General features: G+C 37.5%; 15 protein-coding genes and 2 pseudogenes. 10 read left to right on the top strand and 7 right to left on the bottom strand.

The window, feature by feature from the left end; all coding sequences use genetic code 11:
• Positions 1-110: 110 nt before the first annotated feature.
• Positions 111-851 carry an amino acid ABC transporter ATP-binding protein gene (locus GMD4S_RS00850; RefSeq protein WP_001096337.1) on the bottom strand — a complete coding sequence of 247 codons (741 nt, stop codon included), beginning with the start codon at positions 849-851 and terminating at the stop codon, positions 111-113.
• Positions 851-3,016 carry an ABC transporter substrate-binding protein/permease gene (locus GMD4S_RS00845; RefSeq protein WP_000726967.1) on the bottom strand — a complete coding sequence of 722 codons (2,166 nt, stop codon included), beginning with the start codon at positions 3,014-3,016 and terminating at the stop codon, positions 851-853. Before GMD4S_RS00845 ends, GMD4S_RS00850 begins: the two co-directional genes overlap by 1 nt.
• 180 nt (positions 3,017-3,196) lie before the next feature.
• Between GMD4S_RS00845 and uvrB the strand changes: the two genes are divergently transcribed.
• From uvrB to GMD4S_RS00795, 9 genes and pseudogenes are all read left to right on the top strand, one after another.
• Complete coding sequence (uvrB, locus tag GMD4S_RS00840) at positions 3,197-5,185, top strand: excinuclease ABC subunit UvrB (protein ID WP_000610414.1); 1,989 nt, start codon at positions 3,197-3,199, stop codon at positions 5,183-5,185.
• 19 nt (positions 5,186-5,204) lie between these two features.
• Positions 5,205-7,070 (top strand): DUF2971 domain-containing protein, encoded by a 1,866-nt coding sequence (locus tag GMD4S_RS00835; protein WP_001284940.1) that lies wholly within the window; start codon positions 5,205-5,207, stop codon positions 7,068-7,070.
• A 158-nt stretch (positions 7,071-7,228) separates the two neighbouring features.
• Positions 7,229-7,732 (top strand): hypothetical protein, encoded by a 504-nt coding sequence (locus GMD4S_RS00830; RefSeq protein ID WP_001049350.1) that lies wholly within the window; start codon positions 7,229-7,231, stop codon positions 7,730-7,732.
• 495 nt (positions 7,733-8,227) lie between these two features.
• Positions 8,228-8,785, top strand: a complete 558-nt coding sequence (locus GMD4S_RS00820) for a hypothetical protein (RefSeq protein WP_000440206.1) — start codon at positions 8,228-8,230, stop codon at positions 8,783-8,785.
• Entirely contained in the window at positions 8,763-9,206 is a 444-nt protein-coding gene (locus GMD4S_RS00815) for a hypothetical protein (protein WP_000159691.1), read from the top strand. The genes GMD4S_RS00820 and GMD4S_RS00815 overlap by 23 nt, the downstream gene beginning before the upstream one ends.
• A gap of 23 nt (positions 9,207-9,229) precedes the next feature.
• Positions 9,230-9,454 (top strand): annotated as a pseudogene (locus tag GMD4S_RS13470) (NUDIX domain-containing protein); the annotation flags it as partial.
• Positions 9,443-9,875, top strand: a pseudogene (locus tag GMD4S_RS13955) (UvrB/UvrC motif-containing protein); the annotation flags it as partial. The pseudogenes GMD4S_RS13470 and GMD4S_RS13955, both read left to right, overlap by 12 nt.
• Before the next feature lie 16 nt (positions 9,876-9,891).
• A complete protein-coding gene (locus GMD4S_RS00800) occupies positions 9,892-11,352 on the top strand; it encodes a PIN-like domain-containing protein (RefSeq protein WP_001106842.1) in 1,461 nt (486 codons plus the stop codon).
• 23 nt (positions 11,353-11,375) lie between these two features.
• Positions 11,376-11,843, top strand: a complete 468-nt coding sequence (locus GMD4S_RS00795; protein ID WP_000085297.1) for an 8-oxo-dGTP diphosphatase — start codon at positions 11,376-11,378, stop codon at positions 11,841-11,843.
• On the opposite strand, the gene GMD4S_RS00790 is transcribed toward GMD4S_RS00795, so the two are convergent.
• Both GMD4S_RS00790 and GMD4S_RS00785 read right to left on the bottom strand, forming a co-directional pair.
• Entirely contained in the window at positions 11,840-12,355 is a 516-nt protein-coding gene (locus GMD4S_RS00790; protein WP_000159158.1) for a transcription repressor NadR, read from the bottom strand. The two genes, GMD4S_RS00795 and GMD4S_RS00790, sit on opposite strands and share 4 nt — an antisense overlap.
• Positions 12,356-12,366: 11 nt before the next feature.
• Positions 12,367-12,894 (bottom strand): ECF transporter S component, encoded by a 528-nt coding sequence (locus GMD4S_RS00785; RefSeq protein WP_000354640.1) that lies wholly within the window; start codon positions 12,892-12,894, stop codon positions 12,367-12,369.
• Positions 12,895-13,029: 135 nt separating this feature from the next.
• Here GMD4S_RS00785 and GMD4S_RS00780 point away from each other — a divergent pair, with 135 nt between their 5' ends.
• A complete protein-coding gene (locus tag GMD4S_RS00780; RefSeq protein WP_000600206.1) occupies positions 13,030-13,389 on the top strand; it encodes a hypothetical protein in 360 nt (119 codons plus the stop codon).
• Positions 13,390-13,429: 40 nt separating this feature from the next.
• On the opposite strand, the gene GMD4S_RS00775 is transcribed toward GMD4S_RS00780, so the two are convergent.
• The 3 genes from GMD4S_RS00775 to coaB are packed head-to-tail and all read right to left on the bottom strand — an operon-like array spanning position 13,430 to position 15,229.
• Positions 13,430-13,993 carry an ECF transporter S component gene (locus GMD4S_RS00775; protein WP_001042719.1) on the bottom strand — a complete coding sequence of 188 codons (564 nt, stop codon included), beginning with the start codon at positions 13,991-13,993 and terminating at the stop codon, positions 13,430-13,432.
• On the bottom strand, positions 13,977-14,528 hold the full coding sequence (gene coaC / locus GMD4S_RS00770) for a phosphopantothenoylcysteine decarboxylase (RefSeq protein ID WP_001274049.1): 552 nt from the start codon (positions 14,526-14,528) through the stop codon (positions 13,977-13,979). The genes GMD4S_RS00775 and coaC overlap by 17 nt, the downstream gene beginning before the upstream one ends.
• A gap of 11 nt (positions 14,529-14,539) precedes the next feature.
• The gene (coaB, locus tag GMD4S_RS00765; RefSeq protein WP_000699511.1) at positions 14,540-15,229 is read right to left on the bottom strand and encodes a phosphopantothenate--cysteine ligase; all 690 of its coding nucleotides are present in this window, start codon (positions 15,227-15,229) and stop codon (positions 14,540-14,542) included.
• Positions 15,230-15,348 lie beyond the last annotated feature (119 nt).

The raw sequence follows: 15,348 nt of genomic DNA, 5'->3' as shown, positions 1-15,348 counted from the left end.
GGGATGAGATTTCCTCATTATCATAGTTTTTATTTTATCATAATTTTCAAAAAAAACAAAAAATCCAATACGCAATTAAAAAACTGTAAGGAGAACCTTACAGTTTTGTTTTATACATTTAAGACCTTGTCCAAGAACTCTTTTAGACGAGGGTGTTGTGGGTTATCGAAGATTTGATCTGGAGTTCCATCTTCCAGGAATTCACCATCAGCCGTAAAGATAACACGGTTAGCCACCTGACGAGCAAATCCCATCTCATGGGTTACGATAATCATGGTCATACCTTGCTCTGCCAATTCCTTCATAACATTCAGTACATCTCCAACCATCTCAGGGTCCAGAGCGGAAGTTGGCTCATCAAAGAGCATGATATCAGGATTCATGGCAAGTCCACGAGCGATAGCTACACGCTGTTTTTGACCACCTGATAGGCTATCTGGGTTAGCATTAGCTTTGTCTGCAAGACCGACTTTCTCCAGCAACTCCATCCCCAATTTCTCAGCTTCTTCTTTGGTCATTCGTTTGTGTTCAATAGGTGCAAAAGTGATATTTTCTAGGACTGACATGTGAGGGAAGAGGTTGAAATGTTGGAAGACCATTCCCACGTTTTCACGAACATGGTCGACATTGGTTGATTTTTCAGTCAAATCATAACCATTCACTGTGATGTGGCCACTCGTTACCTCCTCGAGAAGGTTAAGGCTACGGAGGAAAGTGGATTTACCAGAACCAGAAGGACCGATGATGCAGACAACATCTCCTTCATAGAATTTAGTTGTAATTCCTTTTAAAACTTCGTTTTTTCCATAATACTTATGCAAATCATTTACATCAATTTTTAGTTTTGCCATTAACGAATCCTCTTTTCTAAGCGTTTCGCTAGTCTAGTCAAAAGCGTGATAATTACAAGATAGAAGATAGCAAGGATTGCATACATCTTGAAACTTTGGTAGTTACGGGCTATGATGATCTTACCAGTTTGGAAGAGTTCAACCAGACCGATAGCAGATACGATGGTTGTATCTTTAAGAGCGATAACGAACTGGTTGACGAAGTTTGGCAACATCAATTTAGTCGCTTGTGGCAAGATAATCTTACGCATGGTTTTTCCATAAGAGATACCAAGACTGCGACTGGCTTCCATTTGCCCAACTGGAACAGCTTGAATCCCACCACGAACAATTTCAGCGATATAAGCTGCCGCATTGAGTGAGAGGGCAATAGTACCAGCTACAAAGTCATTGATTGGACTTTGTTGGCCAGTAATCGACTCGATGAAGTTTGGAATACCCCAGAAAATGAAGGCTGCAAGAATCATCAATGGAATACCACGGATAACGTCAACGAAAATCTCAGAGATCAGACGAAGAGATTTGTATGGGCTGACGCTAAACATACCGAAGATAATACCGATGACAATGGCAATTGCAAATGAAATAAGCGCTAGAGCAAGAGTGATTCCAAGACCACTAAGGAGTTGTTTGTAGTTGTTTTGAAGCAAGCCCCAGATAGTAGTTTCGTCAACTGTACTTGTAGAGTCAGATGAAGATTCGCTAGCGAGATACTTGTCAAGAATCTTTTGGAATTCTCCGTTAGCTTTGAGGTTCGCAAGTCCATTATTGAACATCTGGATCAATTCTGGATTAGTACCTTTTTTAACTGCAAAGGCTGTTTCTCCAATTGGAGTTCCAGCGATTGGTGTTTTCAATTTTTGCCCTTGACTGATAGAATATTTGAGAACTGGCTCATCGTCCATCACGGCATCAATAGATCCAGTATTCAGACTGTCATACATAGAAGCGCCATCTGCAAAGGTTTTAATCTTATAGCCGTATTTGCTTTGATTTTCAGTAAGGAACGTTTGAGAAGCAGTTCCGTTTTTAACACCGACAGTTTTATCCTTGAGGTCTTCATAAGAAGCAATTGTGCTTGATTCTTTCACACCAAGAATCGTATTTGCAGTGTAGTATGATTCTGAGAAGTCGAAGGTTTCCTTACGGGCATCTGTTACAGACATACCAGCAATGATACCATCTGCTTGTCCAGCTTGAACAGCACTGATGGCTGCGTCAAATCCTGGGTTGGTAATCTCAATTTCAAAACCTTGGTCTTTGGCAATGGCCTTGATGAGGTCCATATCAATACCGGTGTATTGATTGCTTGAATTTTGAAAGACGAACGGGGCGAAAGATGAATCGCTGGCAATAATGTACTTGCTTTTCACAGGAGTAGCTTTTTGTCCAGCAGCAGTAGTTGTCGTTGGGCTTGCCGTAGTTTTAGAAGCCGTCCACTTTTGGATGATTTGCTCCAAGCTACCATCTTTCTTCATTTGTGCTAGGGCTTCGTTAAACTCGGTAACCAAGTGTTCATACTTGCTCCCTTTCTTGACACCAAAGGCAAAGCTTCCAACAGCCTCACCATCCATATTGATGCTGAGATCTTGTCCTTGGTTAATCGCATACTCGATAACAGGTTTATCATCCATGATGGCATTTACAGCACCAGCACTTAGACTGTTATTCATCAAATCACCTGTATCAAAGGTTTTGATAGAGAAACCGTATTTATCTTTGATACTTTCGAGGAAACGTTGAGCGGCAGTTCCGTTCTTAACTCCAACTGTTTTCCCGCTAAGTTCCTCATATTTGGTGATTTTATTTGACTTTGTGGTAGCAATGACAACTTTTGTATCATAATAGGTATCAGACATGGTAAAGACATTTTCACGTTCTTTTGTTTTTGTCATACCTGCCATAATAGCATCTGCTTGACCTGACTGCACCGCATTTACAGCTGCATCAAAGCCAGGATAAGACATTTGGATGTTCCATCCTTTGATTTCTGCGACTTTATTGATAATATCAACATCAATCCCTTTATAGGTTTGATCTGAATCTTTAAACTCAAAAGGTGCGTAAGCTGTATCAGACACAATCTTAACAGTATCAGCTTTTGCCATACCTAGTGAGAAAATGGGAAATAAAATGAGCAAACATGCTAGTATTTTTTTCTTCATTTTTAGTCTCCTTTTCCGAATATTTTCCCATTATATCAGAAAATGAATGAAAAGGCAAATTTTATGAAATTTATGTAAGGAAATGTAACATGAAATACTCGCTCTTATCAACTTAGAGAGGAGTCTGAAAAGTAAATTTATGGTAAAATAGAAGGATAGAAAAATGAAGATGAGGCGATCATGATAAATCGAATTACAGATAATAAATTTAAACTAGTATCAAAATACCAACCTTCAGGAGATCAACCACAAGCGATTGAGCAGTTGGTCGATAATATCGAGGGTGGAGAGAAGGCTCAGATTCTGATGGGGGCGACGGGTACAGGGAAGACCTATACCATGAGTCAGGTCATTTCCAAAGTCAATAAACCAACTTTGGTTATTGCCCACAATAAGACTCTGGCTGGTCAGCTCTATGGGGAGTTCAAGGAATTTTTCCCTGAAAATGCTGTTGAGTACTTCGTATCGTACTATGATTATTATCAACCTGAGGCCTATGTCCCTTCTAGTGATACCTATATAGAGAAGGATAGCTCGGTCAATGACGAGATTGACAAGCTCCGTCACTCGGCGACTTCAGCCCTTCTGGAGCGCAATGATGTCATCGTAGTGGCTTCTGTCTCTTGTATCTATGGTTTGGGTTCGCCCAAGGAATATTCTGATAGCGTCGTTAGTCTCCGTCCAGGTCTGGAGATTTCTCGTGATAAACTCTTGAATGACTTGGTAGATATACAGTTTGAACGCAATGATATTGATTTCCAACGGGGAAGATTTCGCGTTCGCGGAGATGTGGTGGAGATTTTCCCAGCTTCTCGTGATGAACACGCTTTTAGAGTAGAATTTTTCGGAGACGAAATCGACCGTATCCGTGAAGTTGAGGCTTTGACAGGTCAGGTATTGGGAGAAGTGGATCATTTGGCGATTTTCCCTGCCACTCACTTTGTGACCAATGATGACCACATGGAGGTTGCGATTGCTAAGATTCAGGCAGAGTTGGAGGAGCAGTTGGCTGTCTTTGAAAAGGAAGGCAAACTGCTAGAAGCCCAGCGTTTGAAACAGCGCACAGAGTATGATATTGAAATGCTGCGTGAGATGGGGTATACAAATGGGGTTGAGAACTACTCACGCCACATGGATGGTCGTAGTGAAGGAGAGCCTCCTTATACGCTTCTTGATTTCTTCCCAGATGATTTCTTAATCATGATTGATGAAAGTCACATGACCATGGGGCAGATTAAGGGCATGTACAATGGAGACCGTTCACGTAAGGAAATGTTGGTCAATTATGGTTTCCGTTTGCCTTCTGCCTTGGACAATCGTCCTCTCCGTCGGGAAGAGTTTGAAAGTCATGTTCACCAGATTGTTTATGTTTCAGCGACACCAGGTGACTATGAAAATGAACAGACCGAGACAGTGATTGAGCAAATCATTCGTCCGACAGGACTTCTAGACCCAGAGGTGGAAGTTCGTCCAACTATGGGACAGATTGATGACCTCCTAGGTGAAATCAATGCCCGTGTTGAAAAGAATGAACGAACCTTTATTACAACCTTGACCAAAAAAATGGCAGAAGACTTAACCGACTACTTCAAGGAAATGGGCATCAAGGTTAAGTACATGCACTCGGACATTAAGACCTTGGAGCGGACGGAGATTATCCGTGACCTACGTTTGGGTGTTTTTGATGTCTTGGTCGGAATCAACCTGCTCCGCGAAGGGATTGACGTTCCCGAGGTAAGCTTGGTTGCTATTCTCGATGCTGACAAGGAAGGTTTCCTTCGTAACGAACGTGGCTTAATCCAGACCATTGGTCGTGCTGCTCGTAACAGCGAAGGGCATGTCATCATGTATGCGGACACGATGACTCAGTCTATGCAACGTGCCATTGATGAAACGGCCCGTCGTCGGAAAATCCAGATGGCTTATAATGAAGAGCATGGTATCGTTCCACAAACCATTAAGAAAGAAATTCGTGACCTAATCTCCGTAACCAAGGCAGTTTCTAAAGAAGAGGATAAGGAAGTCGATATCAATAGCCTCAACAAACAAGAGCGCAAGGAACTCGTCAAAAAACTGGAAAAACAAATGCAAGAAGCTGTCGAAGTGCTTGACTTTGAACTCGCAGCTCAGATCCGCGATATGATGCTGGAAGTGAAGGCGTTGGATTAGGGTGTTAGTAGGAGATGAAATGGCAAATTTACATTATTTTACAGGTAAATTTAGTGAATCTGAATTAGAGAATCATTTTGGTTCCTTGGACGAAAATAAACTGAAATACGAACTTGAAAATTTTTGTAATCAATATTTAAAGTTATCTGAAGAAAAACAATTAAAATATGCTGGAATTGTCTTGTATGTTTGTATGAATTTAATAGAAAAAATAGGTAAGACTACAGCAAAAAATATATTAGTTGCACTAAATAAAATATTATTAAATAATGTCCAGTTATTTGATTGGTTTGAAAATTTTGAATATTTTATTGTTTTGTATAGATATTTATTTTTTACAAAGGAATATGAAGAATATTCTATATTGTTTGAAGATGGAAGTTATTTTTTAAGAATTCTTGAATTAGTGTTAGATGATGGTTTTGAGGAAGCTAAATTACTCGCTCCTAGCATACTTACAGTTTTTTATCAATTATTTAACCAAAATAGTTTACCAGAAGATAGAAGAATCTATTTTAAGAGGAAATATGAATCATTGATCAGATTTATATTTGAAAATAATGGTTTTGAAGATGCTATATATGCGTATTTCCGATTAGATGAGGTTGTTTCACTTTTTCAATTTGAGCACTTAAAGATAATAAATAACTATTATATCAATAACCCTCAATCTGATTATGTTGGGAAATATTTGGATTTTGTATCAAGACACTTTAATGTTGTAATTAAAGATTCGATTGATGTTGTTCGAAAGATAGCAGAAGAAAATGATTCGGATATCATCTGCAACCAAGCTATTAAGTTAATTGAGAAGTATGATAATGATTATTTAAATGAGCAAAGTGATTCAGAATTCATCCAGTCATCGGAAGCTAATCAACTTTTAAAACAAGCGGATAAGATTATATACTATATACGCTCTAAATTGACAGTTGATGCAAATGAGTTGAAAGAAATTGGTTCCTTTGGACATTATACTAAGATTGATACTTTAACAAATTTTCTCATAAAAGCTGACTGGAAAAATGAAAATAATTCTGAAACTCAACCTCCATTTTTACGACTTACTAATCTAAAACAGTTAAATGACCCAATGGAAGGAAGAGTAATATATGATTATTTGGGTATAGATAATACGTTTTTCCAACAATATCAAACTTCTAATGTGTTTATATCTTCCTTAACTATAGTTTCTGATAGTTTACCTATGTGGAAGGAGTATGCTGATTCCTCTCAGGGAGCATTCCTTGAATATGATATGTCTTATCTTGAACATATCGTTGCTCATAAATCGATAGAGTTTGTTAAAGTTCATTATTTAGATTTAATGTCAGAGAATAAAGATGAAACAGATGTTGGTAAATCTCTTGATAATTTAAAACAGATATTTGAAAAATTGAAAGAGCTGGAAGCTGAAAAAGAATTAAAAAGTTTTGCTGAGAAATTGAAGAAGATTTCATACCTTTTTAAAGTTAAAGACTATGAGTATGAAATGGAGTATCGTATTTTAATTAATTTAGATGATACAGCGATACAAAATATTATTAATAGAGATACTAATTCACATGAGAAATACTTGAAGAAAGAAGAAATTGGGTTAGAAGTTTTTGATAAAGTCAACTATAATGATTTTAGCTTGAAGAAGGAAGAAATTGGATTAGAGATTTTTGACAAGGTTAACTATAATGATTTTAGGAAGTATATTGTATTAAGCCCAAAAGATAATGGCAGATATGATTTATTTGTATATATCAATTTACTTCCTCTGAAATACTCAAAAGTTATCCTAGGTCCCAAAATTACGGATGCAGACTATATTGCTCCTTACCTCAAACTTGCCAATCCTGATATAGAAATAGAAAGTTCAAAGATCCCTTATCGTTAAGTTGAGGATGACATAAAGCAGAAGGTGGTTTGAGAGAATTTAGTGAGATTAAAATAGAAAATGCAAACTTAATTGAAAAATTTTAAATCTTAAAATTTAACTTTGAACCCATACCACCTTTACATTTTAGATTATATTTTAAATAGAGGGAAGTTATTATGAATTTGAAAGAGAAGAATTATAAGAAGTCATCGAGCTTAGATTCTGTTCGTTTTTGGTTACAAGGGCATCGATTTTTCAAATTTATGCTTGATATTACCTTTTATATCAGCTTGTTCCTAGTTATAGAATTTACAACATCACAGAACAAGAGCATTCCAGCTGATTTTCGGTACAGAGAGCTTTTATTTCCCTTGCAATTGAATCTTTTTATCTTGGGTAATAGGTTCTATGCTCTCTTTTTGTCAATGAAAACTAAAAAAGAAAGGACCCTTAAAAGATTTTGTGAACCCTTTATTTATATCAATATCCTTAGCTTCATTTTTCAACTGATTGGTGTGAGAAAAAGAGGAAGAGTCGTTCTCTCACCTTTGTTTTCACTGGAGTCATCCTATATCTGGTTTCCTATTGTCGTCTACCTTCTAGTCTTGATGTTAACTTTGGCAATCTTCTTTCTCTCTAAAGGTTCAAAAAAAGGAGTAGATGAAAATGAAGATGAGTAGACAAATGAAGTACAAGACAAAAGAAAAGTCTTCTTGGACTAATAGGATTTTTCTTTGGATGGAAAGGCACAGAAGGATTGCTCAACTTTTGGATACGAGTGTGTTATTTGGATCTATGTTTGTATCATTTCTTGCCGCCTCTTACATTAGTTACCTATTACCGAACATAAACTATCTTTCCCCCTTAAGCTTCAATCTTATCCTTCTGATCTTATCAACCTATTTCCTTGTCTTTCGTTTTAGTAGTGATAAACTTCAGAAATGGCGTTACTTTTCATGGGGATTTATTGGGTTTAATGGTCTTCTTTTTCCCTTTCATCTCTTGGTAGGTCTGAATTGGCTAGGACGTCGTAAGTCAACGAATTTCCCTCCCATAATTTCTATGGATCCAGCATATGTCTGGGTCCCTATTGTAAGTTATCTCTTTTTCTTTTTCTTGGGGCTGGGCATTTTGCTTTTGATTATACGGATAGAAAAGAGCAGAAGGAGGCGTAAATGGAACGAAAGACTAAGAGACAAAAGAAGATCAAACAACAGAACAGACAAATGAGAAAAATCCATAAAAAGTATTCTTTGATAGCTCACGTCCAATTGTGGCAGGAAAGACATTCAAAGATTGCTTCTTTTATGGATGGTGGTATAATATTATTATCTATTTTTGGTATCATGTATGTATTGTTCGGGACGTCACTTATCCCGAAATCATATCAAGAAATGTCCTATCTCTTGCCAATTATTATGAATTTTGTCTTTTTGGTGCACACATTCTATCAAGGTATTTTTAGAGATGGTTTTAGCAATAAGGCTTCAGTACAAGGATTTTTAAAAACTTTTCTATTCATAAACGGACCTATTTTTCTCCTCCACTTACTTGTTGGGGTGAAAGGGAGAAATGTTAAAAAAATTCCTTCCCTATTATCTATCGATTATCACTACATCTGGCTTCCAATTGCTACCTATCTGATCTTTTTCATCATTCCAGCGATATTAATGGTCATTTTGAAATATAAGGACAAAAAGAGGAATAATCATGACAAAAGAAAATCTAACTAAGTTAATTTCGTTTAAGACACTTTATTTGGCTTTGCTGACCTTTGTGGTTCTTCATTTGGTGTTGCTGGTTTTTGGACTATCTTTTACGCCGATTTTGTGGAATAGTTGGTTTTTCATTCTTTGTTTAACCTTCCTAATCCATCCCTGGAGAATCTTTTATAGAACAAGAGATTTTCAATGGTATCACCTCATTTTTCAATTATTTAGTGGATTAGTGGCACTTTATCTTTGGTTTGCAGCATTCTTTGTTTTATCAGTTATCTCGGATCCAGCCGTCCCTATCAATATAGACTATCGTATAGAAGATAAGGAAATCATCATTGCTAGAGGTTTTTTGGCCCGTACTACTTATGACCATCATGAATTGATCAATCCCTTTATCATGAAGTCAGAAGTAAAATACAACGAAGATACATTTTAATAACTTAGAAAGCGAGCAAATCTATGTCCCGTGCCCAAGCAACTATTTTAACCAATATCTGTCTGATTGAAGACCTCGAAACCCAGCGCGTGGTGATGCAGTATCGTTCACTCGAAAACAATCGCTGGTCTGGCTATGCCTTTCCAGGAGGACATGTTGAGAATGGCGAGGCCTTTGCTGAGTCTGTCATTCGTGAGATTTATGAAGAAACTGGTCTAACGATTCAGAATCCCCAACTGGTCGGTATTAACCTGCTCCGTGAAGGGATTGACGTTCCCGAAGTGAGATTGGTGCTATTCTAGATGCTGACAAGGAAAGTTTCCTTCGTAACGAACGCGGTCTCATCCAGACCATTGGTCGTGCGGCCCGTAATAGCGAAGGACATGTTATCATGAATGCGGACACGATGACTCAGTCTATGCAAAGTGCCATCGATGAAACGGTCCGCCGTCGGAAAATTCAAAAGAAATCCGTGATCTAATCGCTGTAACCAAGGCAGTTGCCAAGGAAGAGGACAAGGAAGTCGATATCAATAGCCTCAATAAACAAGAACGCAAAGAACTCGTCAAAAAACTCGAAAAACAAATGCAAGAAGCCGTCGAAGTACTTGACTTTGAACTAGCAGCTCAGATCCGTGATATGATGCTCAAAGTGAGAACGTTGGGGTAGGAAAGAAAGGAAAAAGATGAACTATAAAGAAGAATTTTATGGTTTTTACAGAGAACCATTTAATAAAGAAAATATGACAAGTGAGAATACAATTATTGTGTTTGATACCAACTCATTGCTTAATGTATTTAGATTTACACCAGAAGCATCAAAAGAATATTTTGAGATAATTCAAAGTATTCAAGATAAAATTTATATTCCATATCTTGTAGCTTTAGAATTTCACTTTCATAAATCTGAAGCGTTATTATTAAATGAAGTCAACGTAACAAAATTTAAAAATAATTTTAGCAAGAATTGGAATAAAGTGAAGTCGGAAGCAGCAAAAACACTATTTTCAGGTCTTTCGTATAGAAATGATAAAGATAATAAAGAATTGATCACTTATTTGTCAGATTTACTGAACTCAAAAGAACTTGATATAGAAAATAAATTAGTTGAGAAGATTTCCTCAATAAGTAAGAACCAAACTAATATTTTTAATGCATTGGTTGAAATTATACAAAGTAAAACAGGAGAGCGATATGAACAAAATACGATTATAAATATTGAAAAGGAAGGAGATGAAAGATATAAAAATGAGATACCACCTGGTTTTAATGATGCTAATAAAAAATTATCAAGAAGTTATAATGGTATAAAGTACCAACAGAAGTTTGGAGATTTAATTATTTGGAAGGATATAATTATCAAAGCAAAGGAAGATAAAATCAAAAATGTAATTTTTGTGACCTCTGATGGTAAACGGGATAGTAAAACCGATTTAAACCATAAAGTTTGTGTTGGAAAAGATGGAAATGGTAAGGAGAAATATCAGATTATCGGTCCAAGAATTGAACTTATAGAGGAAATGAAAAATGAGACTGGGGCAGATTTTTATTTAATGGATGAACTGGAATTCATGAAACACTTCTCACAAGAGGAAGTACCATCTCGAGTATTTAAATCTATTAGTGATACATTACTCGATTTTGCTAAAATAGTATCTACTTCTTTAAATAACGACGATGTAGTAAAACCTTTTGTGAGAGCATCTTCTCAATCAGTAAACAATAGACCCTCCGTAATTAAAAGGCGAAAAGTCACAGATATTTCTGAATTATTAAAAATTGTAGAAAATGATTATGAAATTAGTGATGTAATAGAGGAATACTTAAAAACAGAACTTCCAAACATGGATTTTGAAAATAAGTATGGTGATTTAGGTTGGGGAGAATTTGAATACGTAACTATTACAGAAGTGGAGATTGAAAAATACACGTTTGAAGATGACTTTTATGAAATTAAGTGTATAGCAAGCATTGATGTGAATATAGACTTTAATATTGTTACCAAGAATCCTTTCTACGAAGAACCTGAAGATCCAGAATTTGAATATGAGTCATCGGAAATAGATGGTACTTTTGAGATATCATTTATTTATGACTTAGATTATGACACTTTTGATGATATAGAAATAATTGATTTCTATATTTAAATATTTAGAAAGCGAGCAAAGCTATGTCCCGTGCCCAAGCAACTATTTTAACCAATATCTGTCTGATTGAAGACCTCGAAACCCAGAGCGTGGTGATGCAGTATCGTTCACCCGAAAATAATCGCTGGTCTGGCTATGCCTTTCCAGGAGGACATGTTGAGAATGGCGAGGCCTTTGCCGAGTCTGTCATTCGTGAAATATACGAAGAAACTGGCCTGACCATTCAGAATCCTCAACTAGTCGGCATTAAAAATTGGCCCTTAGATACAGGTGGGCGCTACATCGTTTTTTGTTATAAGACGACAGAGTTTACTGGGAATCTCCAATCTTCAGATGAAGGAGAAGTATCTTGGGTACAAAAAGACCAGATTCCAAATTTGGAACTGGCCTATGATATGTTGCCTTTGATGGAAATGATGGAAGCACCTGACAAGTCTGAGTTCTTCTATCGCCACCGCACAGAGGACGGCTGGGAAAAAGAAATTTTCTAGTCTTTTACTAAATAACCTAACTGATCCAAGGCCTCCTCGATATAGTGGAGGTCTTGTTGTGTCTCGGCTTCAACAAGGTGGTAATGGATGCCGTCTGTCAATTCAGAAAGGGGTCTAAAGTCTGAATTCTCGACTTGTTCCAGAAAGTGCTGGACATCTCGGCGGCAGGTGAGTTTGAGTAGGGTTTCAATTTCGCCATAAACGGGATGATCGATTAAGATATTTTGAACGCGTCCGCCATTATCTACAATAGCTAGAAGTTCCTGACCGATTTCTTCCAGTTCATGTTTCACTTTAAAGAGTTTGTGCACGTAGGGGCTGGCATCATTTTCTTTGTAGATATAGCCACGATTGGTGGATAGGATAGGAGCTCCATCTGCTCGGAGAATAGCGATGTCCTGTACAATGACTTGGCGCGTAACATGAAAGTGTTCAGCCAAGGTTTGACCATTGAGAGCTTTTGGCGCCTCTTTTAACAGTTTGAGAAGAGCTTGTTTGCGATCCTTTGTCATAGTTTTTCCTTTTAGCGACGTTTTCGAAGCACTTTATAGACAGCTAGTGCTAATGTATAGTCTACCATACTATGGATGATTGTGCCAAAACCAACTAGGACAAAGAGAACATAAAACATATTTTCAACATTTGTCCCTGAAGTAGCATAAAAGATGATACAAGCTATTACTTCAGCGATAGCATGAACAACACCCAAAACAAAGTTAAAAATCCAAGATGCCTTTGGTTTATCCAAGGTTTCAGGGAATTTCTTTAAGTACAAAGCCCCCAAAGTACCAAAAACGATGTGAGAAAAGGCGCGTAGGACAATAACCATAGGGTAGCCTGCCATCAGGAAACCGAGACTAGAAGCAATAATCACAAAAGCAGCCATCAAAGGCGAAAGAAACATGGCGATAAAGATGGGGATATGACTTCCCAAGGTGTAAGAAGCCGGTGGGATAACGATTTTAAAAGGCATAATGATTGGAATCAAAATCGCTATTGCAGTGAGTAGGGCAGTCATAGTCATAAACTGCGTTTTTTTCCGTATATCCATAAGAACCTCCATTTATCTGTATATACACAAGTATAGTACAATAAATCACCAATCAAGTCAAGAAGTATTATTGATTTTTCAGGAAAATTTGGTTAAAATGTGGTAAAGAATAATAGGAGCTGAGGAGAAATTGTGATGATACTTTTTGTTTACCTAATTGTGGTAATCGTGATGATGTCAAAACAGAAAAGTGAAGGGAAAGTAGTCTCAGGTTGGACTCGTTTCCTAGTTTATAGTTTATTGGTCCTGTCGCTACTCTCTCTATTAGCAAGCAGTCTGGCTGTTTCACTTTTTAGCCTTCCTTTATTAGGTTTTCTTTTGATGGCAGCAATACTCGAAATTGCTCATTTCGTCAGATTGGTGATTGCATTTGGTTTGGTTTTACTATCTCTAACTCTATACTTGGATAGCCAAAAAAGTCAGCAACCTACACCTCTTTCGTATCAGCTCCTGCTCTTTGGCTTTCACATTCTATTGATATTTCTTATGTTTTAAATGCTAAACTCCACCTTCAGGACGAAAGTGGAGTTGTTTTTTATTTCTTCAGAGTTTCGAGACGGGGGACAATTGCTACTGTTAGAACGGCAGAGATGACAAGCTCGGCAATTGAGTTTGTAGAAATAACGGTTGCCAGGAGTTTTTGGATATTGCCATCGAAGACATTTCCAAAAAGGAAGAAGATTCCCCCGAGGACAAAGACGGTGTTGGTAAGGGAACCAAGGGCACCAGCTAGGATTAGCCCAGTTTTATTTTTCATCAGTTTATAGACCAAGTAAGGTGTCAGACCGATCAAAATGCGAGGGACAATAGCGATAATCGCAGAATAGATGTTTCCGTTCGGTACGAATGGAGAAAAGAGGTAGCTGGTTGGAAGGATGGTAATCGTGTTTACCGTTAAGCTTAGCAGTCCCATCAAGAAACCAAGTGTAACACCAACTCGTGGGCCGTAAATGATACTAGCAATGATTACTGGAATATGAACGATAGTTGGTTTAATTGGAAATGGGAAAAGATTAAATAGGAGAGAGCTCAAAAAGTGGATAACGAGCATAACTGCAAAAAAGATAGCAATTGGGGCAATGTTAGAGCGTTTGTTCATCGAGGGTTTCCTTTATTCTTTCTAATATAGTATTCAGGTCAGCTAGGGCGCCTTTGCCGTGATCGCCACAGGCTAGTAAAGATTCTTTTGGGGAGATAATCTGATAACCATAGGTCTCTAATGTTTTTAGATTAGCCTGAGTTGCAGGATGGTCATACATCTTTGTATTCATGGCTGGAGCTAAGAGTTTAGGGATGTGACTTGGTAGGGCAAGAGCCGTACTGGTCACCATGTTATCCGCAAAACCATGCGCAAGTTTGGCAATGGTATTAGCAGTAGCAGGGACAACGATAAAAAGGTCTGTTTCTTTTCCTCTTTCGATATGATTGACTTGATCAGGGTAGGGTTCCTGCATGACATCAAGGTGAACTGGATTCTGTGAGAGTACCTGTAGTGTCAAAGGCTGGATAAACTCTCTTGCCGCCTCTGTCATTAAGACAGTGACATCATGGCCATGTTTTTTCAAAGAACTGACTAAATCAGCTGCTTTATAGGAGGCTATGGAACCTGTCACTGCGATGAGAATGTTTGCCATGGCTTTCCTTTCTATGAATCGTATGTATGAATTTTCTCAAGGAGGAGGTTTGCAATTTCCTCTTTGGTTTGAACGGTTTGAAGACGATCTTTTTCAACAAAGATTGCCCGATGCTGATATGCTGAGATTTGAGTAAGATCATTCGCTATGATTAAGTCAGCCTGGTTCTTGACAAGACTCTTTCGTGCGATCTCAATGAGATAATCCTCAGAGACATCAACCAGCAATTTAAACCCAATCAGATGAATGGCAGGATTCCATTCTTTGACCAGAGATATGATTTTAGGTGTTTTCTTTAGGAATAAGACCTGAACCTCATCAGTTGAAGAAATCTTAGCTTGATGATTCTGCTTGCTTAAAAATTCTTCTAAATTAGAGCTAGCCTGAACTTCCTCAAGCCCCGTCATATAGACAGGAGTGTAGTCAGACACGGCCATTGAATGAATCAAGACTTGATAATTTTGAACACATTCTTGCATCTCAACTAGAAGGTCGTTGGTATTGTTAATTTCTCGAATGCTTAGGTTGGGATGAGCTTCTGGCTTAAGAGCTCGTTTTGTCGTTATCAAACAAACTTCATGCCCTGCAGCAAGCAAGGTTTCTGTGATGATTTTCCCCAAGCGACCTGTAGAATGGTTAGTAATAGAGCGGACACTATCAATAGCTTCACTGGTACCGCCCGATGTGACTAAAATTTTCATAGGACTATTGTACACAAAAATGATATGCAAGTCAAAGAAAGCATTTAAAAGAAAAATATATTATTATTGACATTTATAGTAATAAATAAGATAATGAATCTAAGTAAATTAATAGGGGT

It is taken from the genome of Streptococcus sp. GMD4S (genome assembly GCF_000296955.1).
The sequence above is the reverse complement of the archived record's forward strand: the minus strand, read 5'-3'. Positions and strand labels throughout refer to the sequence as shown.